At 74.0% G+C, this 25,835-nt stretch carries 21 protein-coding genes, 2 pseudogenes and 1 riboswitch; of the genes and pseudogenes, 12 read left to right on the forward strand and 11 right to left on the reverse strand.

Annotation, left to right across the window (positions count from 1 at the left end):
- Position 1: 1 nt before the first annotated feature.
- The 3 genes from ABFX81_RS22910 to asnB form a co-directional block, all read right to left on the reverse strand.
- The gene (locus ABFX81_RS22910) at positions 2-2,998 is read right to left on the reverse strand and encodes an AAA family ATPase (RefSeq protein WP_086853137.1); all 2,997 of its coding nucleotides are present in this window, start codon (positions 2,996-2,998) and stop codon (positions 2-4) included.
- Positions 2,995-4,158, reverse strand: a complete 1,164-nt coding sequence (locus tag ABFX81_RS22915; RefSeq protein ID WP_346138569.1) for an exonuclease SbcCD subunit D — start codon at positions 4,156-4,158, stop codon at positions 2,995-2,997. Before ABFX81_RS22915 ends, ABFX81_RS22910 begins: the two co-directional genes overlap by 4 nt.
- Before the next feature lie 185 nt (positions 4,159-4,343).
- A complete protein-coding gene (asnB, locus tag ABFX81_RS22920; protein ID WP_086855104.1) occupies positions 4,344-6,197 on the reverse strand; it encodes an asparagine synthase (glutamine-hydrolyzing) in 1,854 nt (617 codons plus the stop codon).
- Between the two features lie 436 nt (positions 6,198-6,633).
- Between asnB and ABFX81_RS22925 the strand changes: the two genes are divergently transcribed.
- The 10 genes from ABFX81_RS22925 to ABFX81_RS22970 all read left to right on the forward strand — a co-directional run bounded on the left by ABFX81_RS22925 (position 6,634) and on the right by ABFX81_RS22970 (position 17,092).
- Positions 6,634-7,989 carry a phenylacetate--CoA ligase family protein gene (locus ABFX81_RS22925; RefSeq protein ID WP_346138570.1) on the forward strand — a complete coding sequence of 452 codons (1,356 nt, stop codon included), beginning with the start codon at positions 6,634-6,636 and terminating at the stop codon, positions 7,987-7,989.
- Positions 7,986-9,785, forward strand: a complete 1,800-nt coding sequence (locus tag ABFX81_RS22930) for a prenyltransferase/squalene oxidase repeat-containing protein (protein ID WP_086855106.1) — start codon at positions 7,986-7,988, stop codon at positions 9,783-9,785. Before ABFX81_RS22925 ends, ABFX81_RS22930 begins: the two co-directional genes overlap by 4 nt.
- A 51-nt stretch (positions 9,786-9,836) precedes the next feature.
- Entirely contained in the window at positions 9,837-10,265 is a 429-nt protein-coding gene (locus tag ABFX81_RS22935) for a hypothetical protein (RefSeq protein WP_086855107.1), read from the forward strand.
- A gap of 55 nt (positions 10,266-10,320) precedes the next feature.
- A complete protein-coding gene (locus tag ABFX81_RS22940) occupies positions 10,321-10,620 on the forward strand; it encodes an acyl carrier protein (RefSeq protein ID WP_086855108.1) in 300 nt (99 codons plus the stop codon).
- A gap of 1 nt (position 10,621) precedes the next feature.
- Positions 10,622-11,638, forward strand: coding sequence for a class I adenylate-forming enzyme family protein (locus ABFX81_RS22945; protein ID WP_086855109.1), 1,017 nt, complete (start codon positions 10,622-10,624; stop codon positions 11,636-11,638).
- Positions 11,631-13,025 carry an amidase family protein gene (locus tag ABFX81_RS22950; protein ID WP_086855110.1) on the forward strand — a complete coding sequence of 465 codons (1,395 nt, stop codon included), beginning with the start codon at positions 11,631-11,633 and terminating at the stop codon, positions 13,023-13,025. The genes ABFX81_RS22945 and ABFX81_RS22950 overlap by 8 nt, the downstream gene beginning before the upstream one ends.
- A 278-nt stretch (positions 13,026-13,303) precedes the next feature.
- Complete coding sequence (locus tag ABFX81_RS22955) at positions 13,304-13,603, forward strand: hypothetical protein (protein ID WP_086855111.1); 300 nt, start codon at positions 13,304-13,306, stop codon at positions 13,601-13,603.
- A 120-nt stretch (positions 13,604-13,723) separates the two neighbouring features.
- Complete coding sequence (locus ABFX81_RS22960; RefSeq protein WP_086855112.1) at positions 13,724-14,911, forward strand: 3-deoxy-7-phosphoheptulonate synthase; 1,188 nt, start codon at positions 13,724-13,726, stop codon at positions 14,909-14,911.
- A 116-nt stretch (positions 14,912-15,027) separates the two neighbouring features.
- Positions 15,028-16,020: an aldo/keto reductase gene (locus ABFX81_RS22965; RefSeq protein ID WP_086855113.1), complete on the forward strand. Its 993-nt coding sequence runs from the start codon at positions 15,028-15,030 to the stop codon at positions 16,018-16,020.
- Positions 16,021-16,084: 64 nt separating this feature from the next.
- The gene (locus ABFX81_RS22970) at positions 16,085-17,092 is read left to right on the forward strand and encodes an SDR family NAD(P)-dependent oxidoreductase (protein WP_346138571.1); all 1,008 of its coding nucleotides are present in this window, start codon (positions 16,085-16,087) and stop codon (positions 17,090-17,092) included.
- A gap of 127 nt (positions 17,093-17,219) precedes the next feature.
- Here ABFX81_RS22970 and ABFX81_RS22975 read toward each other — a convergent pair whose 3' ends face one another.
- A complete protein-coding gene (locus tag ABFX81_RS22975; protein WP_346138572.1) occupies positions 17,220-17,807 on the reverse strand; it encodes a MarR family winged helix-turn-helix transcriptional regulator in 588 nt (195 codons plus the stop codon).
- A gap of 91 nt (positions 17,808-17,898) precedes the next feature.
- On the opposite strand from ABFX81_RS22975, the gene ABFX81_RS22980 reads away from it, so the two are divergent.
- Positions 17,899-19,491 carry an MFS transporter gene (locus ABFX81_RS22980; protein ID WP_346138573.1) on the forward strand — a complete coding sequence of 531 codons (1,593 nt, stop codon included), beginning with the start codon at positions 17,899-17,901 and terminating at the stop codon, positions 19,489-19,491.
- A 199-nt stretch (positions 19,492-19,690) separates the two neighbouring features.
- On the opposite strand, the gene ABFX81_RS22985 is transcribed toward ABFX81_RS22980, so the two are convergent.
- The 7 genes and pseudogenes from ABFX81_RS22985 to ABFX81_RS23015 form a co-directional block, all read right to left on the reverse strand.
- Positions 19,691-20,317, reverse strand: a complete 627-nt coding sequence (locus tag ABFX81_RS22985) for a YigZ family protein (protein ID WP_346138574.1) — start codon at positions 20,315-20,317, stop codon at positions 19,691-19,693.
- A 27-nt stretch (positions 20,318-20,344) separates the two neighbouring features.
- The gene (locus ABFX81_RS22990) at positions 20,345-20,887 is read right to left on the reverse strand and encodes a histidine phosphatase family protein (RefSeq protein ID WP_086846172.1); all 543 of its coding nucleotides are present in this window, start codon (positions 20,885-20,887) and stop codon (positions 20,345-20,347) included.
- A pseudogene (locus ABFX81_RS22995) lies at positions 20,884-21,225 on the reverse strand (hypothetical protein); the annotation flags it as partial. The gene ABFX81_RS22990 and the pseudogene ABFX81_RS22995, both read right to left, overlap by 4 nt.
- Positions 21,226-21,594: 369 nt before the next feature.
- Positions 21,595-21,969: pseudogene (locus tag ABFX81_RS23000) on the reverse strand (hypothetical protein); the annotation flags it as partial.
- A gap of 176 nt (positions 21,970-22,145) precedes the next feature.
- The gene (locus ABFX81_RS23005) at positions 22,146-22,925 is read right to left on the reverse strand and encodes an ABC transporter ATP-binding protein (RefSeq protein WP_086846202.1); all 780 of its coding nucleotides are present in this window, start codon (positions 22,923-22,925) and stop codon (positions 22,146-22,148) included.
- Positions 22,926-22,939: 14 nt separating this feature from the next.
- Positions 22,940-23,953 carry an iron chelate uptake ABC transporter family permease subunit gene (locus tag ABFX81_RS23010; RefSeq protein ID WP_086846174.1) on the reverse strand — a complete coding sequence of 338 codons (1,014 nt, stop codon included), beginning with the start codon at positions 23,951-23,953 and terminating at the stop codon, positions 22,940-22,942.
- On the reverse strand, positions 23,950-24,966 hold the full coding sequence (locus ABFX81_RS23015) for an ABC transporter substrate-binding protein (protein ID WP_086846175.1): 1,017 nt from the start codon (positions 24,964-24,966) through the stop codon (positions 23,950-23,952). The genes ABFX81_RS23010 and ABFX81_RS23015 overlap by 4 nt, the downstream gene beginning before the upstream one ends.
- Before the next feature lie 83 nt (positions 24,967-25,049).
- Positions 25,050-25,210, reverse strand: a riboswitch (cobalamin riboswitch).
- Positions 25,211-25,317: 107 nt separating this feature from the next.
- Here ABFX81_RS23015 and ABFX81_RS23020 point away from each other — a divergent pair.
- Positions 25,318-25,746: a CoA-binding protein gene (locus ABFX81_RS23020; RefSeq protein ID WP_086846177.1), complete on the forward strand. Its 429-nt coding sequence runs from the start codon at positions 25,318-25,320 to the stop codon at positions 25,744-25,746.
- The last annotated feature ends 89 nt before the right edge of the window (positions 25,747-25,835 follow it).

Here is a 25,835-nt window from a genome sequence, read left to right on the forward strand (position 1 = left end):
CTCAGCCCACGCCGCGCTGCCGCAGCACCGACCCGGATCTGCCCTTGACGACCTCCAGTTGGGCGTGGATCCGCCGCCGCAGGTCGGGCACGTGGCTGACGATCCCGACGCTGCGGTCGCGTTCGCGCAGGGAGTCGAGGACGTCGAGGACCTCGTCGAGGGTCTGGTCGTCGAGGCTGCCGAAGCCCTCGTCGATGAAGAGAGTGTCCAGCCGCACCCCGCCGGCCTCGTCCGTGACGACGTCCGCGAGGCCGAGGGCGAGGGCGAGCGAGGCGAAGAACGTCTCGCCGCCCGACAGCGTCGCCGTGTCCCGCTCGCGGCCGGTCCAGGCGTCGACGACGTGCAGTCCGAGTCCGCTGCGGCCGCGTCCGGTGCGGTCGTCGGAGTGGACGAGGGTGTAGCGGCCGGACGACATGCGCCGCAGCCGTACGGTCGCGGCGGCGGCGACCTGTTCCAGCCGGGCAGCCAGCACGTACGACTCCAGGCGCATCCGGCGTTCGTTGTCCGCCGAGGTGCCGGCGGTGAGGCCGGCCATGCGTGCGACCCGGTCGTACTCCTCGCGCAGCGGCGCCAGCCGGCGGACGGAGGCGGTCGCCCGGGCGGAGAGCCGGTCGAGTTCGGCGCAGCGCCGGGCGGCGGCGTCGTGGGCGGAGGCGGCGTCGCGCAGCCTGCGGGCCGCGGTGTCGGCGGCGAGCTGCGCCGACGCGAGGTCGGCGGGCTGCTGCCGGGCGGCGGCCGCGGTGTCGGCCTCGGCGAGGACGGCCCGTACGGCGGACTCCTCGTTCTGCCAGGCGTCCAGGCGGCGTTGCAGTTCGCGGTGGGCGGCGTCGTCGAGGAGGGCGGCGGCCGCGTCGCGAGGGGTGTCGAAGCCGGCGCGGAAGGCGGCGTCGGCGAGACGGGCGTCGGCGTCCTTGAGCCGCTGGGCGGTGTCCTCGGCGGCGCGGGCGGCGTCGGCGGCGTCCGTGAGCAGTCCGGTCCGGCGCTCCAGTTGCGCGGCCCGGGCGGCGACGCTGTCCAGGGCGCCCCGCGCCCGGTCCAGTTCCTCCTCCAGGGCGGCGCGTTCGCTCTCCAGCCGCTCCCGGTGGCCGACCCGGGCGGCGCTGCGCACGGCGGCCTCCTGCCGGGCGGCGACGCGCCGCTCGTGCTCGTGCCCGGCCTGCCGCAGCCGCTCCTGCGCGGCGTGCAGCCCGGCGGCGCCCCGGCGGGCCTGGGCGTACTGTTCCTCCAGCTCCTCGGCCTCGCGGGCGAGTTGTTCGGTGGGGCTGTCACCGGCCTCGGCGGTGGCGGCGGCCAGCGCCTCGCGTACGACGCCGAGGTTCCGCTCGTTGTCGGCGCGCTGTTCGTCGGCGCGCTGGTAGACGGCCAGGGCGTGTTCCTCGGCCTCGCGGCCGACGTGCCCGGCGACCTTGCGGGCGGGGGCGGGGTGTTCGGTGGCGCCGCAGACTGCGCAGGGCTCGCCGTCGGTGAGGTTCGCGGCCAGTTCGGCGGCGATGCCGGTCAGGCGCTGTTCCTTGAGGTCCAGCCAGTGCTGCTTGGCGCGCAGCGCCTCCTCCTGTGCGGTGCGGACCCGCTCGACGGCCTTGTTCGTGTCCTCGGCGAGCTGGTCGCGCAGCCGGGCCGCCTTCAGCCTCTGCTGGGCGGGCTCGCGCCGTACGGCGAGCTGTTCGGCGAGGGAGGCGGCCTGCTGCGCGGAGTCGACGCCGGCCTGGAGGGCGGTGCGCGTCTCCTCCCAGCCGTCGAGCCAGGCCTCCGCCTCCTGAAGGACGTCGGCGTCGGCACGTTCCTGGCGGTCCAGGCCGGCGCGTTCGTCGAGGAGTTCGGCCAGCCGCCGCTCGGCGCGACGGGCCGAGTCCAGTCCGCCCAGTTCCTCGGCGGCCCGGCGGGCGGCGGCCGCGAGCCCGGCCGCGCCCGCGTCGGTGAAGGTATCGGGCAGCAGGGCACGCGCGCGTGCCTCGGCGGCGGCCGCCCGGCGGTGTTCGGCGTCGGCGGTCTCCCGCAGGTCCAGGGCGGGTGCGACCGCCTCGGCCTTGCGGGCGCGCTCCATGCGCTTCTGTGCCTCCCGGTACGCCTCCGTCCGCTCCTCCAGGAGCGCCGCCCGTTCCCGTGCCTCCGCGAACCGCCGCTGGAGACGGGCGAGTTCGCGTACATCGTCGAGAGTGCGGCCGGCGGCCGCCTGCGCGGACTCGGCGGCGGCGAGCCCGCACTCGGCGACGGTGAGCTGTTCGCGGGCGGTGCTGCGGGCGACGGCGGCGGCGCCCAGCACGGCCTCGGCGAGTCCCGGTTCGCCGGGGGCCAGGTCCGGCAGCCACATGGCGTCGCCCGCGGCCTGCTGCATGCGGTGGGCGTCGGCCAGCAGTGCGGCGTCCCCGTCCCGGACCTGGGCCTCGGTGGCGCGGCGGCGCTCGGCGAGGCGCTTCTCGACGTCGGCGAAGCGGCGGGTGTCGAACAGGCGGCCCAGCAGCTTGCCGCGGGCCTCGGCGTCGGCGCGCAGGAACCGCGCGAAGTCGCCCTGCGGCAACAGCACGACCTGGCAGAACTGCTCCCGGCTCATGCCGAGCAGCTGGGTGATCTCCTCGCCGATCTCCTGGTGGGAGCGGCTGAGGTCCTTCCAGGTCCCGGCCGTGGTGTCGTACGCGCGGAGCCAGGTCTGGGCCTTGTCGAGGGTCGTGCCGGTGCCGCGTTTCTTGGGGCGTTCCCAGGGCGGCTGCCGGGTGATCTCCAGGCGGCGTCCGGCCACGGTGAGTTCGAGGGTGACCTCCGTGCGGGTCGCGGGCGCGGCGTGGTCGCTGCGCAGGGCCGTGCCCTGTCCGCCGCCCTGCCGGGCGCCCGGCACCGAGCCGTACAGGGCGTAGCACACGGCGTCGAGGACGGAGGTCTTGCCCGCGCCGGTGGGTCCGTGCAGCAGGAACAGTCCGGCCGCCGACAGCTCGTCGAAGTCGACGGTCTGCGTGCCGCCGAAGGGTCCGAAGGCGGTGACCGTCAGCCGGTGGAGCCTCACCGGGCGACCTCCCGTACGGTGTCGTCGGCCCGCACCGCGTCGAACGCGTCCCGCAGTACGTCCTGTTCGTGCGCGTCGGGTCCGGCGCCGCGCACGTGGGCGACGAAGTCCTCCGCGATCTGCTGGTCGCTGCGGCCGGCCAGGCGCCGGGCGTACGACACCTCGGGGTCGTCCCCGGCCCGGTCGGGGTCGAAGACGAGGCTGAGGGTGTGCGGGAAGCGCTCGGTGAGCCGGGCCATGGGGTCGGCCGGGCGGACCGGGTCGGTGAGCGTCGCCTCGACCCAGGCCTCCTCGTGCCGTGCCAGCTCCGGGTCGGCGAGCAGGTCCTCCAGCGTGCCCCGGATCCGGGCCAGGGCGCGCGGCACCGGGCAGTCGAGGCGCTCGGCGTCGACGGTGCCGTCGGCGGCCAGGTCGACGAGCCACATGCTCTTGCGGTGGGCGGCCTCCGAGAAGGAGTAGGGCAGCGGGGAGCCGGAGTAGCGGACGCGGTCGGTGAGGGTCTGGCAGCCGTGCAGATGTCCGAGCGCCACATAGTCGACGCCGTCGAAGACGCCGGCGGGCACCGCGGCCACGCCGCCGACGGTGATGTCCCGTTCGCTGTCGCTGGGTTCGCCGCCGGTGACGAAGGCGTGCGCGAGGACGACGGAGCGCGTGCCGGGCGCCCGTGCGGCGAGGTCGGCACGGACCCGGTCCATGGCGGCGGCGAGCACGGCCTCGTGTCCGGCCTTGTCCACGCCGAACTCGTCCTTGACCAGGGCCGGTTCGAGGTAGGGCAGCCCGTAGAAGGCGACGTCCCCGTGGGCGTCGGCCAGCACCACCGGCGTGCCGGCCGCCGACGGCTCGGTCCGCAGATGGATGCCGGCCCGCCCGATGAGGCCCGCTCCGACGCCCAGACGGCGGGCCGAGTCGTGGTTCCCGGAGATCATCACCGTCGGCACGCCGAGGTCGGCGAGGCGGTGCAGGGCGTCGTCGAACAGCTCGACGGCGGCGAGCGGGGGCACGGCCCGGTCGTACACGTCCCCGGACACGAGCACCGCGTCCACGGCACGCTCCCGCACGGTAGTGACGAGGTGGCCGATGAACTCGGCCTGGGCGGCGAGCATGTTCACGCGGTGGAACGACCGGCCCAGGTGCCAGTCGGACGTGTGCAGCAGTCTCACGACGCCGCTCCGACCTGCATGACTCCCCCTGCTACCGCTCCACGACCCGCACGAGCCGGCACGGCTCGCTGTCAGCACCCACCACGCTAACCCGTGCGGGCACCTGGTCCATCACGAACCTCGGGATGCCCCACCCATCAGGCGTCGATTCAGGGGAGATATCCGCATGTATACCGTGGAACAGGTCACTCCGGCGCGAGGTCGTACTCCCGCATCCACCGGTCCAGGTACAGCGCGGTCTCCAGCCCGTTGCGGTGCAGCTGCGTGTGGTAGTGCCCCTGCGGGACGTCGAGCATGCGGGCGAGCCGGCCGGCGTCGACGACGTCGAAGGCGGGCGAGGAGCGGTCGGCGAGCAGCGCCTGGGTCCGGGCCCGCAGGTCCTTTTCGTAGAGCTGGTCGGCGGTGGTCGGGTAGGGGCTCTTCCGCCGCTCCAGCACGGACCTGGGCACGATGTCGCGGGTGGCCCGCTTGAGGAGGCCCTTGGGGTCCCCGCCGGGTGTCTTGAGGTCCCAGGGCGTGTTGTGCACGTACTCGACGAGCCGGTGGTCGCAGAAGGGCACGCGGACCTCGAGGCCGGCGGCCATGCTGAGCCGGTCCTTGCGGTCGAGCAGGGCGGGCAGCCAGCGGGTCAGGTGCAGGTGGCCGATCTCGCGCATGCGGCGTTCCCGCGGGGAGTCGCCGGGCAGGTGCTCGACCTCGCGGAGGGCCTCCTGGTAGCGGTCCGCGCGGTACTGCTCGAAGCGGGTGGCCGTGCGGAAGGCCGGGGAGAGCAGTTCGGGCGCGATGAGCTGCATACGGCTGAGCCAGGGGAACGCCGCCGCCTCGACGACGGCCGGGTCGTGGAACCAGGCGTAGCCGCCGAACACCTCGTCGGCCGACTCCCCGGACAGGGCGACCGTGGAGTGCTCGCGTATCCCGCGGAACAGCAGGTGCAGCGAGGTGTCCACGTCGCCGAAGGTGTACGGCAGGTCGTGGGCGCGCAGGACCGCGTCGCGGTTGGCGTCCCGGGTGAGCTCGTCGGCGGAGAGTTCGATGAGCCGGTGGTCCGTGCCGATGTGCCGGGCGGCTTCGAGGGCGTAGGGGGAGTCGCGCTCCGGCCGGAAGTCGCTGGCCTCGAAGTCGGCTTCGCTGCCGGTGAAGTCCACCGCGAACGACCGCACGGGGGGTTCGCCGGCGCGGGCCTGGACCCGGGCGGCGAGCGCGGTGAGCACAGTGGAGTCCAGCCCGCCGGAGAGCAGGGTGCACAGCGGTACGTCGGTGACCATCTGGCGGGACACGGTGTCCTCCAGCAGGGCCCGCACGGTGTCCGCCGTGGTGCCGGCGTCGTCCTCGTGCGGCTGCCGCCCGAGGCTCCAGTACCGCTCGATCCGCAGCCCGTCGCGGTCGTAGGCGGCGACGCAGCCCGGCGGCACCTCCTCGACGTCCCGGTAGGGGGTGACGCCCGGCGACTTCATGAGGCCGAGGAGGTCGGCGAGTCCCTGGCTGTCGAGCCGGGCCCGGAAGCGCGGGTGGGCGAGGATCGCCTTGGGTTCGGAGCCGAACAGGACGCCGCCCGCGAGCCGTGCGACGTAGAGGGGCTTGATGCCGAGACGGTCGCGGACCAGGAGGAGGCGCTGGGCGCGCTCGTCCCACAGGGCGAAGGCGAACATGCCGTTGAGGCGCCCGACGAAGTCCTGGCCCCACTGGAGGTACGCGCGCAGGACGACCTCGGTGTCCGAGCGGGTGCGGAAGGTGTGACCCAACCCGCGCAGTTCTTCGCGGAGTTCGGGGAAGTTGTACACCTCTCCGCTGTAGCTGAGCACGACGGCGGGCCCTGTCCCGGCGGGCCGGTCCGGTTCCGCGGGGGCCGCCATCGGCTGCCCGCCGCCTTCGAGATCGATGATCGCCAGCCGGCGGTGTCCGAGGACCGCGTGCGTACCGGCGTGGATTCCGGCGGCGTCGGGGCCGCGGCAGGCCATGGTCCGCACCATCGGTTCGACGCCGTCCACCTCCTGTGTGAGGTCCTGGCCGACGTCGGCCCAGCCTGCGATTCCGCACATGAGAAAGCTCCAACCGGATTCGGATGAGGGTTGCGGACTGCCGGGGAAAACGGCGTGCGGTATGCGCTCCAACAGGGCACGAAACCCGCTGTTCGGGTTCGATTAACCGCGACTTCAAAACGCTGCCGGATTCACATCGGCGCTCGTCGAGACTAGGCCGGAAAATCAACTCCGGCAACGTACCGAGTAGTAGGCGATTCACGTCACCACCGAGGTCGTCGATTTTCAGTCGCATATGGCTAGTTGAGGCCCCCAGGGGCGGTTGCACGGCCCACCTTTAGTGCTATACGTTCGCTGTGGGTCGGGCTCCTGAGCCCCGCCCACACGCCCTGAACTGTGGCTTCCCGACCGCCCGCAGGGCCGCCCGCCGAGACTCACGTCACGGGCGCGCACAGCCCCTTGCTCGTCCTGGCTGTGCGCAAGCGATAAGCGATTCATGAGCGAGGTTCGTGTGATCCTGCACACCGACAAACGCCAGGCATTACTCCGTGAGGCACAGGCCGAGATACGGGAGAACCAAGGCCGCATCCCGGCCGAGGACTTCTACGCGGGAAAGCTCTCCGCAGCCTGGCGACGCGCGCGCGGAACGAGGGCATACGGGCCCGGTGAGGGCCGCGAAGATATCGGGGAGTTCTCCCTGGATCGTTTCCGGGACCTGCCCGTGACCCCGCGAGAGTCGCTCAAGGCGCAGCCCCTGCGCTATGCGGCCGTGACGCCCACCGAGGCCTCGAAGTACTACGAGACCACCGGCACCACGGGACAGCCCACGCCCACCCCGCGCCTGGCCGAGGACACCATCTGGAACACGGTCTCGGTCGCCGAGGCCTGGCGTCCGCTGCTCGGAGCCGACGAACGCGTGGTGATCCTCCTGCCGTCCGACGTCGTTCCGGTGGCGGATCTGGTCTCCGGGGTCTGCGAGTACCTGGACCTCGCGCACATCCGGGCCTATCCGTTCGCCACCGGCATCACCGGCTGGGACCGGCTGGAGGCGATGTGGCGGACGTTCCGCCCCACCACCGTCTTCGTCGCCCCCGGCGTGGCCCTCCAGTTCACCCGGCTGCTGGCGCAGCGCGGGCAACTGGACGAGCTCAGCTCCTCGGTCGACCGGCTGATGCTGCTCGGCGAGGTCAACACCGCGCCCTTCCGCAGCCGGCTGGGCCGGTGGTGGAACGCCGAGGCCCACGACGCCAGTTACGGCAGCACGGAGACCGGCACGCTGGCCGCCGCCTGCGCGCACGGCCACCAGCATCTGCTGCCGGCCGCCACCTACTTCGAACTCGCCACCCCCGAGGGCGTCGTACCGCTGCACGACCGGGGCGGGCACGACCGGGGACGGCTCGTCGTCACCCCCCTCAACGCACACGCCAGGCCCCTGCTGCGCCTCGACACCGGCGACGAGGTCTCCGTCGGGACGGACTGCCCGTGCGGCAGCGCGGCGCCCCGCATCACCGTCCACGGACGCGCCAGCGACGGGCTCCGCGTGCGGGGCACACCGCTGTCGGTGCGCGCCGTGGAGGAGGTCGTCTACGGCGTCACCGACGCCACCGGCTACCTGCTGGAGGTGGACAGCGAGGGCACCTACGCCCGGCTGCTCCTGGAGCGCGGAGTCGGCACCGGGCGCGACCGCGAGCCCGAGGAGTGCCGACGCGTCCAGGCCAGGTCCGAGGAGCTGCTCGGACTGCGCTGGGACGGGGTGGTGTTCGTCAACTCCCTGCCCGCCAACACCAAGAGCGGCGCCTCGCAGAAGAGCTGGAAGCGGTCCAACATCCGGGAAGTGGAGGCCGTGCGATGACCGCCATCGTGACGACCGCCCCGCGCGCCCCACAGGGCGAGGGCGTGTCCGGCGGGGAACCCGACCTGTGGTGCACCTACGCCGCCGTGCGGACCCTGGCCTGGCTGGACCGCACCGGCACCGTCGCCGACCCGGACGGCACGGCCGCCTACCTGAGCGGCCGGCGCAACGCCGACGGCGGGTACGCCTGGAGCCGGGGCATGCTCTCCGACGCGTGGGCCACCTTCTACTGCACCCAGGCGCTGCGCGACATGGGCCGCCCGGTGCCCGGCACGGAGGCCACGGCCCGCTGGCTGGAGCGCACCTGGTCCGGTGAGGCGTACGCGATGCTCCCGGGGCAGGCCCCGGACGTGTGGGCCACCCACTTCTCCGCCCGCACGGCCGTCGAGCTGTGCGGCGGCCCGGTGCCCGACCGCGCCCGCCTGCTGGACTGGCTGAGCCGGCTCCAGTGCGCCGAGGGCGGCCTGAGCTGGTCCCCGGAGGACGCGCGGCGCGGCAAGGCCGACGTACGGGCCTGCTACTACGGGGTGATGGCCTGGCGGGCCGCCACGGACAACGGCTCCTCGGGAGCACCGCCGTGGGACGTGGAGGCGCTCGCCGCCTGGCTGCGCGACCGCCAGGGCGAGGAGGGCGGCTTCCGTTTCGCGCCCGCCGCCGAGGTGCCCTGTCTGTGGGCCACGTACCGGGCCGTGGGCGCGCTCGCGGCACTCGGCCGCGCACCGCGTGACCCCGAGGGCTGCCACAGGTGGGTCATGGGCCTGCGCGGTCCCTCCGGTGCCTTCGTCCGCTGGGAGGGGTACGACGTCGAGGACGTGTGGGCCTCCTTCTGTGCCGTGGGCACGCTCAAGGCACTCGGCGCGCCGCTCGCCCCGGTCGCCGACGCCGTCACCGCCCGCATCGCCGAACTGGCCTGTCCCGGGGGCGGCTACACCTACCGGGAGCCCAGGGACGCGGCGGACGCCCTGACCACCGCCGCCGCCGTGCTCTCGGCCGATCCCACCCTCCCGCGCCCGGAAGGGGTGCGGTGGCTGGAGGGCTGCCAACTGCCCAACGAGGGCGGCGTGATGTACATGCCGGGCCGGGGCAGCGAGGTCCGCTGCACCCTGTGGGCCCTCGCGGCCGGGGCGTTCGCCGGTGACCGTGCCGCCCGGCACCGGATCGCCGACTGGCTGACCGGACTACAGAACGGTGACGGCGGGTTCGGCTACTGGGAGGGGCGCGGGTCCGACATGGTGTCCACGGCCGCGGCGGTGGAGACGGCGGCCCTCCTCGCCGGACCCGACGAGGCCGGCCTAGACGAGGCCGGGCTCGACGGGCTCGGTCTGGACCTCACCGGCGTCCTCTCCTTCGTCGACTCCTGCCGCACCACCGGGGGCGAGGCGTTCGCGCACGGCAACGTGCCGGGCGCCGAGCCGGGGCTGCGCCCGGCGCTCCAGGCCCAGCGCGTCCGGCTGCTGCTCGGCCCCGGCTTCGCCCCGCCCTCCGCGGCTCGCGAGGCCGTCGGCGCCCTGCTCGACCGGCATCGCGTGCGCGGCGGCGGCTACGCGGGCGAGGGAAACCGGATCCCCGACCTGCTGTCCACCTACGAGGCGGTGCTGGCGGCCGACCGGGCCGGACTCGCCCTGGACACCGGGCACCTCTCCGCGTTCGTCGACCGGGTGCGCGGCGCCGACGGCACCGCCTGGAGCCCGCTGGCCCCCGGCAGTGGCGGACCGCTCGCCGACTGTCTCGGCAGCCTGCTGGCCCGGCGCCTGACCGCGGGCCCCGGCGCGCTGCCGGCCCTCGCCCTGTCCTGAACGCCGAACCGCCGATCCGCTGAACCGCCGAACCGCCGAACCGGAGGCCTCGTGCCCACGATCACCATCCGTACCCCCGAACTCCCCGTCCCCCGCCGCCGCGCCGTGGCGCTACGCCTGACCCGCTGGCTCACCGACCGGGGCGTCGAGGCCGGTCACGTCGTCGTGCGCTTCGAGCCCACCGAGGACGGCACCGTCTTCTCCGGCGGGATGCCGGTCGAGGCCCTGCCGTACGAGACGGACGGCACCGGCCCGCGCCACGCGTCCGTGACGGTCTGTGTGGGCCCCGACCGCGACGACGCCTTCCGCGACGGGCTCGCCCGGTGCATCACCGAGGCGCTCGGTGCCGACGCCCGGACTCCCTTCTGCTACCTGGAGTTCCGCCCCACCTCCCCCTCCGACGTCTACCTCGGCGCCGGCGAACGGATGCGCCGGGCCGACGGCACCGCCGTGGAGCCCGCACCGGCCGCCGCCGTCTGACCACCCCGGCGCCGGCACCGCACCGCCCCCTGTACCACCGGCAAGGAGCACGACCATGACCACGACCGTCCCCTCCCCCGAAGAGATCCACGACCGCACGCGTTCCGTCCTGGCCACCCGCATCGGTGACGCCTTCACCGACGTGCCCTCCGACACCGACCTCCAGCAGGCGCTCGGCGAGCGCTACGACAGCCTCACCGCCATGGAGTGCATCTCCGCCGTGGAGGGCGAGTTCGGCATCGAGGTGGACTTCGTCGCCGACGACGTCCGCTTCTGGTTCTCCAGCGTGGAGCGGATGGTGCGCTTCACCCACGAGCGGCTGGAGGACACGGCGGCACTCGGGCTGGGGAGCTGACGTGCCGGACATCGCCTTCGCCACCTCCGGCAGCACCGGCCCGCCGGTGACCTGGCTGCGTACCGAGGAGCGGTTACACGCCGAGGTGACCCTCGTGCACGAGGCGGTGCTGGGCTCCGCCCGGTTCGGCCGCATCGTCTCGTACGCGCCCCCCGGCCACCTCTACGGCCGGCTGTACGGGCGCGAGCTGCCCCGGCTCGCGGGCATCCCGGTGACCGGCCTCTGGGACGAGCCGCTCACCCTGCCCCCGCTCGACGACGGCGTCCCGACCCTGCTGGTCTGCCTGCCCTCCACCTGGCAGTTGCTCGCCCGGCACGTCCCGGCACTGGCGCGGCACGGCCGGGTGACGGCCCTGCACAGCACGGCACCGGCCACACCGGCCGCCCACCACGTCGCCGGACGCCTCGCGGACACCGGCTTCCGGGCGCATGAACTCCTCGGCTCCACCGAGACCGGGGCCGTCGCCCACCGCCCCGTCAACGGCGACCAGACGGCCGGCCTCCCCTGGCGCCTGTTGCCCGACGTGGAGATGCTGCCCGGATCCGTCCCGGACAGCGACGCACCGGCCCGGCACCTGCGGGTCGGCAGTCCACGGCTGGCCCGCCGGGCCGGTACCGAAGCGCCCCCTGAAGACTGGGAGTTGCCCGATCTCGTCACACCCGTGGGCCGGCGCGCCTTCCACCACCTGGGGCGGGCGTCCCGGCTGGTCAAGGTGAACGGCGTGCGCTGCGACCTGGCGCGCGTGGAGGACCTGGCCCGTGCCCGCTGCCCCGGCCTGGACCTCGTCTGCGCGCCCGTCGGCGACCCCGTACGGGGAGAGCACTACGAGGTGTTCTACGCCGCGCCCGGACCGGTCGATCCAACGGCCGTGCGCCGGAGCCTCGGCCGGCTCCCCTCGGGGCTGCCCGCGCCGCGCGCCGTGCACCGCGTTCCCCGCATCCCCCGCAGCTCCACCGGCAAGGTCCGCACCGCCGAGCTCACCGCCGCACGCCCCGCCCAGGAGGCCGAGCATGTCTGACGCCCCCGCCCCGCAGGACGCGATCACCAGCTACGCGCGGCAGGCGCGCTGGACCGCCGTGCCCCCGGCGCCGCGGCCCGGCGCACCGATGTCGCTGCCGTTGCCGGAGCGGGTGACGGCCCGCGCCCGGGACACGCTGACCGCCGAGGAGTGGCGCACCGAGGAGGCCGCCTGGTCGGACCCGGCGGACGCCCGCTACCGGGCGTGCGTCCACCGCGCCCCGCTCGGCGCGGACGCCGCGCCGGTGCGCGTGGGGGTGAAGGACACCGTGGACGTGGCCGGCTTCCCCACCCGGCTGGGCCTGCGCGGCCACCGCCACCACGCCCGGGTCTCGAACCCCGCGATCGCCTCCCTGCCGTCACGACTCGCGGCCGTGACCGCCAAGGTCGTCACCACCGAACTCAACATCGGGGTGGGGTCGGAGTGCGTCAACCCCTACGTTCCGCGGATCGACCCCGGCGGCTCCAGCACCGGTACGGCCGTGTCGGTGGCCGCGGGGATCTGCGACATCGGCCTCGGCACGGACGTACTGGGCTCGGTGCGCTGGCCGGCCGGGCAGTGCGGCACGGTGGGACTGCGGATGACGCAGCGCACCTCACTGCTGGAGGGGGTCTTCCCGCTCTCCCCGCCCATGGACGCCCTCGGCTGGGCCACCCGCAGCGCGGCGGACCTGGCGTACCTGTGGCCGCTCCTCGGACTCGACCGGCTCGGGGCTCAGCGCCCGGCGGCCGAAGGCCCGTACCGCGTCGGCGTCGTCGCCGACGTCGACGGGCCGGAGGGCACCTGCGGCCCCGTCATGCGCCGGGCGCTGGAGACGGCCTGCGGGCGGCTGGAAGCGAGCGGCCAGAGGCTCGACGCGGTCCGGCTCGACGACCTGTGGGCGCTGCGCGGACCCGCCTGGGAGCTGTGCGCGCGCCAGGCCTGGGACGCCTACCAGGTGTGGCGGCCCTGGGTGCCCGCCGACCTGCACGAAACCACCCGCGGTGCCCTGGAGGTGGGTGCGAAGGTCCAGGACGACCGCTACGCCTGGATCCTGGAGCGGCTGGCGCACACCCGGGCCACGGTCGAGGGCGACTTCGACGCCGCGGGCGTGGACGCCTGGCTGCTGCCCCTGGACCCGGCCGCGCCCCCGGACCTCGCCACCGCCGACGCCCGGGTGTCGACCATCCCCGCCCCGGGGGACCCCGACTACGACCTGCGCGTGGCCTACACCCCGCTGGCCAGCTTCGCCGGGCTGCCCGCGCTCACCATGCCGGTCGCCCGGGACGAGCGCGGCGCGCCGCTGTGCGTCCAGCTGATCGCCCGCCGCGACCACGAACCGCTGCTGATCCGGCTGGCCGCACTGCTGGAGGAGGCGGTCGGCCCGCTCGGCTTCCGACCCAGCTGAAGCCGCCCGCCCGCCGACGCCAGGACGACGGAAGGCACTCATGCCCCTCCCCCGCTCATCCGACGACCGCCGGTCACCCGACACCTTGGTGCGTGACCTGCCGGACCTCAGCACCGCCCCGCTGGAAGCGACGGCCGCCGAGCAGGACCGCACGGCAGCGGCCCACCGCACGCCGGCCGGCCTCGACGGCTCCCGGCGCGTCTACGGGGTGACCCATGGCTTCGGTCCGCTGGTGGACCATGCCGTCGACCCGGACCCGGCCCGCACGACCAGGATCAGTGACCGCTCGCCCTCAACAGGCCGTCGCCGTCGCCGAGATGACCGAACGGGCCTGGTGGATCCTCGGCTCGCTGCTCCTCGCGGTCAACCAGCTCGCTCACCTGACCGGGCACCGGGACCGTACGGAAGCGCGGCTGTGGCGGGAGCTGCGGGAGGAGTTCCCGCCCGTAGACCAGGACCGGCCGCTCGCGGCGGAGATCACCCGGGCGGCCGGGCCGGCCCAGAGCCGCTTCGGGCCGCTCGCCGCCACCGACCCTGACACCACCCTCACGCACACCCGCCACGCCGTCGCCGTGTGACGCCGGCGACCGCCGAAGCAAGTCCAGGGGCGCCGGGCTCGCCCTGCCCCCAGCTCCGCACCACCCGCTACTTCGGCCGGCTCCTGAGCCGGACGCCGCCCCGCCCGATGGAGGAAGACCATGACCGCCACGCGCCTGCTGCTGCCGGCCCGGGCCCTTCAGCAGCCCGAATGGGCCTCGCTCGACGAACTCAAGGACGTCCTGCTCTCCCTGGAGGCGAAACCTCCCCTGGTGGACGCCACCGCCTGCGCCGATCTCACCGCCGAACTCGGACGTGCCGCCCGGGGCGAGGCCTTCGTACTCCAGGCCGGGGAGTGCGCCGAGCGGTTCGCCGACGCCACCCCCGAGACCGTTCTCGCCAAGGCGGACCAACTGCACCGACTGGCCGACGAGTTCACGGATTCCTGCGGTCTGCCCACCGTCCGGATGGGGCGGATCGCCGGGCAGTACGCCAAACCGCGCTCGAAGCCGACCGAAACCCTCTCCGACGGCACGGTGCTGCCCGTCTACCGCGGGGACGCGGTCAACGCCCCCGAGCCCACGCTGGCGGCGCGCATCGCACTGCCGTCCCGGCTGCTGCTGGCGTACCGGAACGCCGGCAACACCCTCAGCACCCTGCTCGAACGGGACCTGGGCCTGGCCGGGCGGACCGCGCCGCAGCGCACGTACGCCGGACACGAGGCGCTGCTCCTGGAGTACGAGCAGGCCCTGGTGCGCCCCGACGCGGACGGGGGCCGCTACGGCTCCTCCGGCCACTTCCTGTGGGTCGGCGACCGGACGCGTCAACCGGACCACCAGCACGTGCAGTTCGCCGCGTCGATCGGAAACCCGGTCGGCGTCAAGATCGGCCCCAAGGCATCGCCCGAGGACGTCCGCACGCTGGTGCGGATGCTCGGCGACCGGCGCCGTCCCGGCAGGCTCTCCCTGATCGTGCGCATGGGCCGGGAGCACGTCGTCCCGCGACTGACCTCCGTACTGAGGGCGCTCGGCGACGAGGCCGCCGGTGTCGCCTGGATCTGCGATCCGATGCACGGCAACACCAGGACCAACGGCGCCGGTCAGAAGAGCCGTGCGGTCGACGACGTCATGGCGGAGATCGAGGGCTTTGTGTCGGCCCTGCACACACACGGCCTGCGTCCGGCCGGCCTGATGCTGGAGACGGCCCATCGCCCGGTCACCGAGTGCGTCGACACGGCGGCGGAACTGGCCTCGCCCACGCCGCTGCCCCACTACGAGTCGGCCTGTGACCCACGGCTGAGCCCCCGCCAGGCCCGCCAGGTGATGGCCCGCACGGCGGCACTGCTGTGAGGCGGCGCAGCGGTCGTCCCGTCGTACCCGCACGCGCACCGCCGGAACGCGCCGCGGCACCCCGGAAAACCCGAGAGAAGTCCCAGAGAAGAACCCCGGAGAAGAGGACACAGCACATGGAGTTCCGCCGGCTCGGCCAGAGCGGCCTCGTGATCAGCGAGATCGCCTACGGCAACTGGATCACCCACGGTGCCCAGATCGACGAGGAGGCGGCGCACGCCTGCGTGCGGGCCGCGCTCGACGCGGGCATCACCACCTTCGACACGGCCGACGTGTATTCCGAGACCCGCGCCGAGACCGTGCTCGGCAAGGCGCTCGCCGGTCAGCGGCGCGAGGGCCTCGTGCTCTCCACCAAGGTCTGCCACCCGGTGGGCCCCGGGCCCAACGACCGCGGTCTGTCCCGCAAGCACGTCATCGAGGGCTGCGAGGGGTCGCTGCGCCGGCTCGGCACCGACTACGTCGACGTCTACTACGCGCACCGCTACGATCCGGCCGTTCCGCTGGAGGAGACCATGCTCGCCTTCGCGGACCTGGTCCGCTCCGGCAAGGTCCTCTACGTCGGGGTGAGCGAGTGGACCGCCGAACAGATCAGCCGCGCGGCCGGCCTCGCCCGGGAGCTGCGCGTCCCGCTGGTCGCCAGCCAGCCGCAGTACTCGATGCTGTGGCGGGTCATCGAGTCGCAGGTCGTGCCCGCCTGCGAGCGGGAGGGACTGGGGCAGGTCGTCTGGTCGCCCCTGGCCCAGGGCATCCTGAGCGGCAAGTACCTGCCGGGCACCGCGGCGCCCTCGGACTCCCGGGCGGGCACCGAGGCCGGCAAGGGCTTCGTCGACATGCTGGTCGGCCACTGGATGAACGACGAGGAAGCACTGCGGGCCGTCCAGGAGCTGGGCCCGGTCGCCTCGGACCTCGGCCTGACGATGAGCCAGCTCGCGATCGCGTGGGTCCTTCAGAACCCGTCCGTCTCCGCGGCCATCATCGGCGCGAGCCGCCCCGAGCAGGTCAAGGAGAACGCCGCGGCCTCCGGCGTGCGCCTGGAGCAGGCGGTGCTGGACCGCGTCGACGAGATCCTCTCGGCGTACATCGTGCGCGACCCGGCGAGGACGGGCTGAACACGGCGCCCGCGACGGGGAGACGAGAAGGGAGCCGGACGAACGAGGAGAGGAGCAGCACGGCTTGAACGACACGGATCACGCGGACCGAACAGGAGACGTCGGCGACACGGTCGACTTGGGCGGCACGGGGGACACACCTGGCGCGGCCGGCACGGTCGGCGGAACAGGCGGCCACCGGCCATCTGCCCGCCGCGCTACGGCGGGCATGACCGGCACGACCGGCACAACCGGCACAACAACCGGCACGACCGGCATGAGCCGCACAGCCGCCGAAGACAGCGTGCAGGAGTCCCGCGCGCCGGAGTCGGCCGGGCCGGCGGTGATCGTGACCGGCGGCAGCCGCGGGCTGGGGCGGGAAACCACCCTCCGGCTCGCCGCGCAGGGCTGCGATCTCGCCGTGTGCGGCCGTGACGCCGCCTCGCTGGAGGCGGTGGCCGAGGAGGTGCGCGCCCGGTACGGGCGCACCCCGCACACCGCGCGGCTGGACGTGCTCGACGAGTCCGCCCTCACGGCGTTCGTGCGGGAGTCGGCCGCCCGGCTCGGCCGGGTGGACGGCCTGGTGACCGTCGCGGGCGGCGCGCGCGGCACGGACCTGCGCGACACGGAGCCGTCCGACTGGGACCTGACGTGCCGGCTCAACGTCACCCATCCGGCGATCGCGCTGCGCGAAGCCGCCGATCACCTGGCCGGGACCGGGGGCAGCGCCGTGCTGGTCTCCTCCGTCTCCGGCTGGAAGCCCGCCCCGCCCGCCCAGTACGCGGCGGCCAAGGCAGCGCAGATCCACATGGCCTCGTCCCTGGCCCGCGAGCTGGGACCGCGAGGTGTCCGGGTCAACTGCGTCTCGCCCGGTTCGATGCTGATCGAGGGCAAGGGCTGGGCCAGGCTCCGGGACGAGGACCCGCGGGGCTACCGGGAGTTCGAGAAGGAGTTTCCCGGCGGCCGCCTGGTCGACCCACGGGATGTCGCCGAGGTGATCGCGTTCCTGCTCTCGGACCGGGCGCGGGCCGTCAACGGCGCGAACGTCCCGGTGGACGGCGGCCAGAACGCGCCCGGTGCCTACGGGTACTGATCCGTACTCAGCCGGCACCGACCGGTACTGAGCCGGTACTGAGCCGGTCCCGCCGCCGCGGGACCGGGGAGCGGCACGGTCACCCCGGGGGGACGCCCCTGGGGAGCCGTGCCGGCGACGGTCAGGCTCAGCCCTGCCCCGCGGGGTCCAGGCCCTCGTGCCCGACATGGGACACACCCCGCACGTTCAACTCGTCCTGCACGTCGTCGAGCAGTTCGCGCAGCAACTCGGCGAGCGCCTCGCGCCGCTCCGTGCCCAGGCGTTCCAGCAGCTGCGCCTCGCGGGCGAGCACCCGGTCGACCGTACGCTCCACCAACTCGTGCCCGGCCGGGGTCAGTTCGACCAGAACCGCGCGGCTGCGGCCGGGTGCGGGGCGGCGCGTGACCAGGTTGTCGCGCTCGGCGCGTGCGACCCGCTGGGAGATGGCGCCCGCGGTCACCAGGGAGTGCCCGGCGAGGTCCCTGGTGCTCAGTGTGTAGGGCGGCCCGCTGCGGCGCAGCACGCTGAGCAGATCGAGCGTGGCCGGATCGACTCCCGCCTCGGCGAGGACCCGCCGGCGGTCGTCGCCGAAGTGCTTGGCGAGCTGCCAGATCCTCGTGACCACGCCGATGGAGCTCACCGGAGTCTGGGGCCGCTCACGGCTCCAGGCAGCCGCGATGGCGTCCACCGGGTCCTCCCCCGCCGGCCGGCGATCGCTTTCCTCTGATGCCGTCATGGGCTCACCCTTCACACTGACCTGCTACATTTAGATCTGAATTTAGCACTAAACGAGCGCACTCCAGCGCACGTCCGAACCGAGTGGTGATATGCGCACAGAGACACGGAAAGCGAGCCCGAAGGCGGGAGCCGAGGCCGGGGCCGCCACCGCGACCGGCCCTCCCCGGGCCACCGGCCGGGACTGGGCGGGACTCACCGTGGTCCTGCTCGCGATGTTCATGAGCCAGATCGACATGTTCATCGTGAACGTCGCGGCTCCGGGGATCCAGGCGGACCTGGACGCCGGGTTCGGCCAACTCCAGTTCGTGATCGACGGTTACGTGATCGCCTACGCAGCGGGCATGGTAACCGGCGGCCGGCTCGGCGACCGGATCGGCCGCAAGCGCACCTTCCAGTACGGCGTGGCCGCCTTCACCCTGACGTCCCTGTTGTGCGCGCTCGCGCCCAGCCCGGCCACGCTGATCGCGGCCCGGGTGCTCCAGGGCCTGTCGGCCGCGGTGATGACACCCCAGGTGCTCTCGCTCATCCGGGCCGTCTTCGTCCACGAACGCGACCGCGCACGTGCCGTCGGCGCCTACGGTGCCTCCATCGGCGCGGGCGTCATCGCCGGCCTCGTCGGCGGCGGCCTGCTGCTCGACCTCGACGTGGCCGGTCTGGGCTGGCGCATGATCTTCCTGATCAACGTGCCCATCGGCGCGGCGATCCTGTGCGCGGCCGTGCCCGCCGTCGCCGAGAGCCGCAGCACCGATCTGCCGCGGCTCGACATCGTCGGCGCCGTCTTCACCGCCGTGCTGCTGCCTCTCGTGCTCATCCCGCTGATCCTCGGCGGTGAGCACGGCTGGCCCTGGTGGACGTACCTCTGCTTCGCCCTCGGCGCTGCGGGCACCATGGCCTTCCTGCGGTGGGAGCGCCGGACGGAATCCCGGGGCAACGACCCGCTGCTGCCGAGCCGGCTGCTGCGGGCCAAGGGCTTCCCGCTCAGCATGGGCACCGTCCTGCTGTTCTTCTCCGGCAACGCCGGGCTGTTCCTGGTTCTCACCTACCACCTCCAGTCGGGCCTCCGGCTGACACCGCTGGCCGCGAGCATGGTCTTCGTGCCGCTCGGCCTCGGATTCATCGCCGCCTCCGCGGCCTGCCGCAGGCTCGCCGCCCGGTTCGGCATCGGGGTGTCGGTGGCGGGCGGCCTGGTCATGGCGGCCTCTCTCGCCGCCGTGCCCGCCGTCACCGGCCTGGAGGGCACGAGCCAGGCGATCGGCCTCGCGGCGGTGATGGGGGTCTCCGGATTCGGGCAGGGCCTGGTCGTCGCGCCCTTGGTGGACACCGTCCTCTCCCGGGTCCACCCGGACGACGCGGGCGCCGGATCGGGTGTGCTGAACACCGTCACCCAGGCGGGCATGGCCTTCGGGGTAGCCGTCATCGGGGCCCTGTACCGCGGCTTCCTGGGTACCAATCCCCAGGCACCGGGACCGGACACCGGCACGGCCGACTTCGCGGAGGCCTTCGACGTCACCGCCTACGTCCTCGCGGCACTCGCCGTCGGCACGGCACTGCTCGCCGTCCGGCTGGGCCGCGTTCCCGGGAGCGCGGAAGCGGCGGGGGATGCGCGGGCCGAGGTCGGCCAAGGCACCATCGACGCCACCGGCCACCTGGAGGAGCCCGCCGCCACCGACACCGGCCGGTAGCCACTCTCCGCGGCGGCCGGTCCGGCGCCCGCCGCTCCGTCCCTTCGCAGCTCCGCCCCTTCGCCGGTCCGGCCGAGGGGCGGAGCGCGTACGACTACGCGACGGCCTCGGTGGCGCGCCGCGGTCCGCCGTCCCACTCCACCGCCCGTGACGCCCGACGGGCCGGCTCCCGGCCGCCGCACAGGGGGCTGACCGCGTGTCAGGCGTCGCCGTACGCCTCCCCGCCCGGTTCGAAGCCGGCCGTTCCGGCGGTCGCGTCGGCGAGCCACGCCCGGAAGGCTTCCACGTCGGCGTCCGGCAGCGCGATGTCGATCGTGACCGCCTCCCCGTAGCGCACGTCCCGCACCTCGCGCCCGCCGGTACGCAGGTCGTTCTCGAGCTTCCCGGCCCGCTGGTGGTCGACGGTGACCGTGGCCAGCCGGTACCGGCGGCGGGTGCGCGTGCCGAGGGTGTCCAGGGCCTCGCCGACCGCTCCGCCGTACGCCCGGATGAGCCCGCCCGCGCCGAGCTTGACCCCGCCGAAGTAGCGGGTGACGACGGCGACGACGTACCGCATGTCGCGGCGCAGCAGCATTTGGAGCATGGGGACACCGGCGGTGCCGCCGGGTTCGCCGTCGTCGCTCGCCTTCTGGACGGAGGCGTCGGCGCCGATGACGTAGGCCCAGCAGTTGTGGGACGCGTCGGCGTGCTCCTTGCGGACCGTGGCGATGAAGTCCTGCGCCTCCTGCTCGGTGGCCGCCGGGGCGAGGGCGCACAGGAAGCGGGAGCGGTTGACCTCGGTCTCGTGCACGCCGGCACGGGCGACCGTGCGGTATTCGTCCTGCATCCGGCCACCCTATGCGCGGGCCCGGGGCTACTTCTTCGCGCCCCGGGGCACGGTCAGGGAGGTGAGCAGCGCGGTGCCGGGCGTGAGGGCCCGCCAGGTCGTGCCGTACCAGGACAGTACAGCGATGGCCGACGTCGGGAACTTCGTCCGGACCCGCTCCAGGCTGTCGTCGAGGCCGTCACCGGCGAGCGCGAGAACCAGTTCCTCCAGGCCAGGGTTGTGCCCGATCAGCAGCAGCGTCTCCACCTCGGCCGACACCTCGTGCACGACGGTCAGCAGACCGGCGGGGCTCGCGGCGTACAGGCGCCGGTCGTACCGGACCGGCGGGGGCGTGTCCCACTCGGCTGCGGCCAGCTCCCAGGTCCGGCGGGCGCGTACGGCGGTGGAGCACAGCGCGAGGTCCGGCAGGCAGTCGGCCTCGGCCAGGGCCTGCCCGGCCGCGGGGGCGTCCCGGCGGCCGCGCGGGGCGAGCGGGCGCTCGTGGTCGGCGACGTCCAGGGGCCAGGCGGACTTGGCGTGCCGCAGCACGACCAGTCGGCGCGGCGGGCCCGCTCCGGTGCGCTCGATCATGACGGGGCTCCCAGGTCGCGGGTGAGTTCGAGGCCGAGCAGCCGGTCGGCGTAGGCGTATGTCTCGAAACGGGCCCCGTCCGGCAGCTCCGGCTCGTTCTCCACCCGCCGCAGTTCGTCGAGCACCCGGGGCACGTCCAGATCGTCCTCCCAGGCCTCGCGCAACCGCCCGCGCACCTCGTCGGGGACGGGGCGCGAGGGACTTCGGGCCCAGCGGGCGACCGCGCCGCGCCAGCGGGCGAGGGTGGCGCCGGCCTCCTCCAGGGCGGCCTCCTCCAGCCGGACGGGGGCGTGGTGGTGCCGGGTGAGCAGCGCGAGGCGCAGGACGGTGGGGTCGGCACCGCCCAGCGTGCCGGATGCCATCGGCCGGCCGTTCGACGGATCCGACGCCGATGCCTGGTCGGCCCGCGGATCCTCCTCCGCCGGCCGGCCGCTCGGTGGGCTCGGCTCCGAGGACCTGTCGGCCGGCGGGCCCGGTTCCGCGGCCGCACCGACCGGCAGGCCCGAGCCCACCGGCCCACCACCTCGCAGACCCGGCTCCGCCGCTTGCCCGCTCGGCCGATCCGAGCCCACCGCCTCACCGACCGGTACCCCCGGCTCCGCCGGCCGGCCGCTCGGCCCACCCGACTCGGCGGCCCCGCCGACCGGCGGGCCCGGCTCCGCCGAAACGTCGTCCGCCGTCCCGGCGTCCCGCCGCTCCCCGCCCGACGTGCCCGGCACCGTCTCCTCCACAGGCGCGACAGCGATCCGCACCCCCTCGGGGGCCGTCCCGCCCTCGGCGGCGACATGGACGACCTGGGCCTCGCCCAGTCCGGCGCTGACGTCGGGGCTGTCCTCGAAGGGGCGGATGCCGAGGGCCGCGGCGTCCGCGCGCAGCTCCGCCTGCCGGCTCCCGCCGGTCAGCAGGGCCCAGACGGGTGTGCCGCCGATCTCCAGCGCCCGCACGAGCAGGTCCGCCACGAGCAGCACCCGCAGATTCGTCGCGTCGGAGCCGGGCGCGTGCACCTCGACACGGGTCAGGCCCCGGCGGGCCGGAGCGGCGTGGACCGGCTCGCCGGTACGGGCGTCGATGATGCGCAGCACGAGGCGAGCGTAGGCCGGGTGGGCGGACACTCGCAGGCACGTGCGGCCTTTTCCGGCCATCGTGGCGGGAACACCCCACCAATGGCGTGCCGGACGGACCATGTCACAGGGCGGAGACCGTCCATCAACGAGACACCGGTCGGTCAGGCCCCGTGGCGCGAATGCCCACGGCCCGCTCAGCCCAGCGTCCCCAGGAACCGCACATGGGGCCGCCGCTCGGGGCCTTCACAGCTGACGGCGGCCCGCACCCCGTACACCTCGGCGATGAGGTCCTCCGTCAGGACATCACCCGGAGCGCCACCCGCCACGACCCGCCCCGCGCTCAGGACGACGACCTGGTCGCAGTACATCGCCGCGAGGTTGAGGTCGTGCAGGGCGACGACGGTGGTGACCGGCAGGCCGGTGACCAGGGCGAGCAGGTCGAGCTGGTGGTGGATGTCGAGGTGGTTCGTCGGCTCGTCCAGGAGGAGTTCGCGGGGTTCCTGGGCGAGCGCGCGGGCGATCTGCACCCGTTGGCGTTCGCCGCCCGAGAGGGTGTGCCAGGGCTGGTCGGCGCGGTCGGCGAGGCCGGTGCGCTCCAGGGCGCCGCGCACCGCGCGCTCGTCGTCCGGCGACGCCGGCGTCCAGGCCCGGCGGTGCGGCACGCGGCCCAGCCGTACGACGTCGGCGACCGTCAATTCGACCTGTGTGTCGGCCTGCTGCTCGACCACGGCGAGGCGGCGGGCGACCGTACGCCGGGGCAGGTCGCCCAGTGGAGTGCCGTCGAGGGTGACGACTCCGGCGGTCGGTGTGAGCAACCCGGCCAGCAGCCGCAGCAGCGTGGACTTGCCGGAGCCGTTGGGGCCGAGGACGCCGACGGTGGAGCCGGTCTCCGGCGCGAGGACGACCCCGTCGAGGACGAGGCGGCCGCCGGCCCGGCGGCCGACCCGCTCGGCCCGCAGCCCGGCACCGCTCACCGCCGCCTCCCCGCTCACCGCCCCCTCCGTGTCCGGTACAGCACCGCCACGAACGCCGGCACCCCGATCAGCGACGTCACGACTCCCACCGGCACCTCCTGCGGATCCAGGACCGTACGGGCGAGCGTGTCCACCCACACCAGGAACACCGCACCGGCGAGTGCGGTGACCGGAAGCAGCCGGACGTGACCGGGACCGGCCAGGGCCCGCGCGGCGTGCGGCAGGACCAGCCCGACGAAGCCGATCGCCCCGGCCGAACTGACCAGCGCGGCCGTGAGCAGGGCCGTGACGCACAGCAGCACCAGGCGGGTGCGGGCCACCGACACCCCGAGGGCGGCCGCCGCGTCCTGCCCGAAGGAGAAGGCGTCGAGGGTACGGGCGAAGGACAGGCACACCACCAGCGTCACGGCCAGGACGGCCAGGCACAGCCACACATCGGTCCAGCCCGCGCCGCCGAGCGAGCCGAGGAGCCAGAACAGCACGCCCCGGGTCGTCTCGGCGTCGGCGGCGGTCATCACGATGAAGGAGGTGAGCGCGGAGAAGAGCTGCATGGCGGCGACGCCCGCGAGGACGACCCGGTCGGTGGTGCCGCCGAGGGTGTGGCTGAGCAGCAGCACCAGCGCGAAGGAGACCAGGGCGCCGAGGAACGCGCCCGCGGACACCGAGACGGCACCGCCGCCCACGCCCAGGACGACGACCAGGACAGCGCCGGTGGAGGCGCCGGAGGAAACCCCGAGCACGAACGGGTCGGCGAGCGGATTGCGCAGCAGCGACTGCATCACCGCCCCGCACACGGCCAGTCCGGCCCCGCACACGGCCGCGAGCAGGGTGCGCGGCAGTCGCAGCTGCCAGACGATCCCGTCGCGGATCGGCGTCAGGTCCGAGCTGCCGAGACCCAGGTGGGCCGCGACGACGGACCAGACGTCCGCGACCCGGATGTCGGCCGGGCCGACGGTGATCGCCAGGGCCAGGGAGACCACCAGCAGCAAGGCGCCCGCGACACCGAGCGCGGGTCCGCGGACCGTCACTTCACGAGCCCGAACTCGCGCAGTCCGGCGGCGACCTTCTCCACTCCCTCGACCGTGCGGATGGTCGGGTTCATGGCCTGCCCGCTGAGCAGCACGTACCGCCTGTGCTTGACCGCGTCCATGTTCCTGGTGGCCGGGTTGGACTCCAGGAAGGCGATCTTCTTCGCGGCCGACTCGGCGGTCTGCGACTTGCGGGTGAGGTCGCCGATGACCAGGACGTCGGGGTCGCGTTCGGCGACCGTCTCCCAGTTGATCTGCGGCCACTCCTCGTGCGTGTCGTCGAAGACGTTCTTCGCGCCGAGGGCCCGCGTGATGATGCCGGGCGCTCCGCAACAGCCCGCCATGTAGGGCGACTCGGAGTTGGCGAACCAGTACAGGAGGGTGACGTCGGAGGCGTCGACGCCCCGCGTGGCCTTGGCCATGCGCCGCTGGAGGGAGGCCACGAGCTCGTCGCCCCGATCCTGCACGCCGAACACGGTGGCCAGGTCGCGTACTTCGCCGTAGACGGTGTCGATGCCCAGCGCCTTGGCGCGCGCGCCGTCGCCGCCCCCGGAGTTGTCCTTGCCGGCGCAGTCCGACGGGGAGACGTACGTGGGCACGCCGAGCTTCTCGAACTGCTCGCGGGTGGCGACGCCGCCCTTGCCGAGGGTGGAGACGAAGGAGGCGGCGACGAAGTCGGGGTCGGCGTCCAGGACCCGCTCGAAGGACGGGTTGTTGTCGGAGATGCGCGGCACCTTCGCGTTGGCCTTCGCCAGCCCCTTCATCACGGGGTCGGTCCAGGTGGCCGTGCCCGCGAGGCGGTCGGCGAGGCCGAGGGAGAGCAGGATCTCGGTGGTGCCCTGGTTGAGGGAGACGGCGTGCTGCGGCGCGGCCTCGACGCGCACCTCGTGGCCGCAGTTGCCGAGGGTGACGGCGGCCTTCGTGGCGGTGGCCTTGGAGTCGCCGCAGCCGGCCAGGAGCAGGGAGCCGGCCGCGAGCAGGACGGCGGCACGAGCGGGTCGGGCGAGGGGCACGGGAACCAGTCCTCAGTCGTCGAGGGCTCGATCGCGGAGCCCGGTCGTACGGTGCTCCCCCGCCGCGGACCGCCGCGAGGGCCGCCAGCAGGTCTTCGGACTCGGGTTCGTCCGGTACGGGGCGCCTTCCCGGACGTCACACACGCCGTCCAGTGGCCGAGGCCCCGCCCGTCCCCCTCACCGCTGCGCGTCAGTTCCGGATTCGCACCGGATTCCCTGACCCACGTACATGGGTTCGACTGGCCCCGGCAAGCTATCACGGAGGGCGCCGGGGAATCACCGCGCACCCCGCGCCGTTGTAGAGGCAGCAGTTCGACAGCAGTTCTTCCGTGACTTTCGAGGAGGCCGCCGGTGTACGGCGACGAGGCAACGGTCCGCAGGATCCTCACCGAGCTCGGCGACACCTGGGCCGTGGTGGGCCTGTCGTCGAACGAGCAGCGCGCGGCGTACGGCGTCGCCGCCGTGCTCCAGCGCTACGGCAAGCGCGTCGTGCCCGTGCATCCGAAGGCGGAGACGGTGCACGGCGAGCAGGGGTACGCCAGTCTGGCGGACATCCCCTTCGACGTGGACGTCGTGGACGTGTTCGTGAACAGCGATCTCGCCGGAGCGGTCGCGGACGAGGCGGTCGCCAAGGGCGCGAAGGCGGTCTGGTTCCAGCTCGGCGTCATCGACGAGGCGGCGTACGACCGGACCCGCGCCGCGGGACTGGAGATGGTGATGGACCGCTGCCCGGCGATCGAGATCCCACGACTTCCTCATCGCCGCGTACAGAATTCCTGAAGCGATTTCCAGGAAACACCCGCGCCCGGTCAAGGCTGCACAACTCGTCTTCTACCGCTGGATATTCGATTCCTAATCTGAGGCCTCTT

This window comes from Streptomyces coeruleofuscus, assembly GCF_039532725.1.
Taxonomy (GTDB): domain Bacteria; phylum Actinomycetota; class Actinomycetes; order Streptomycetales; family Streptomycetaceae; genus Streptomyces; species Streptomyces coeruleofuscus.

Excerpts from the sequence above, each read along its gene's own strand:
- asnB (WP_086855104.1), bottom strand. The coding sequence starts at position 6,197 with ATGTGCGGAATCGCAGGCTGGGCCGACGTCGGCCAGGACCTCACACAG.
- ABFX81_RS22925 (WP_346138570.1), top strand. The coding sequence starts at position 6,634 with ATGAGCGAGGTTCGTGTGATCCTGCACACCGACAAACGCCAGGCATTA.
- ABFX81_RS22930 (WP_086855106.1), top strand. The coding sequence starts at position 7,986 with ATGACCGCCATCGTGACGACCGCCCCGCGCGCCCCACAGGGCGAGGGC.
- ABFX81_RS22940 (WP_086855108.1), top strand. The coding sequence starts at position 10,321 with ATGACCACGACCGTCCCCTCCCCCGAAGAGATCCACGACCGCACGCGT.
- ABFX81_RS22950 (WP_086855110.1), top strand. The coding sequence starts at position 11,631 with ATGTCTGACGCCCCCGCCCCGCAGGACGCGATCACCAGCTACGCGCGG.
- ABFX81_RS22960 (WP_086855112.1), top strand. The coding sequence starts at position 13,724 with ATGACCGCCACGCGCCTGCTGCTGCCGGCCCGGGCCCTTCAGCAGCCC.
- ABFX81_RS22965 (WP_086855113.1), top strand. The coding sequence starts at position 15,028 with ATGGAGTTCCGCCGGCTCGGCCAGAGCGGCCTCGTGATCAGCGAGATC.
- ABFX81_RS22975 (WP_346138572.1), bottom strand. The coding sequence starts at position 17,807 with ATGACGGCATCAGAGGAAAGCGATCGCCGGCCGGCGGGGGAGGACCCG.
- ABFX81_RS22980 (WP_346138573.1), top strand. The coding sequence starts at position 17,899 with ATGCGCACAGAGACACGGAAAGCGAGCCCGAAGGCGGGAGCCGAGGCC.
- ABFX81_RS22985 (WP_346138574.1), bottom strand. The coding sequence starts at position 20,317 with ATGCAGGACGAATACCGCACGGTCGCCCGTGCCGGCGTGCACGAGACC.
- ABFX81_RS22990 (WP_086846172.1), bottom strand. The coding sequence starts at position 20,887 with ATGATCGAGCGCACCGGAGCGGGCCCGCCGCGCCGACTGGTCGTGCTG.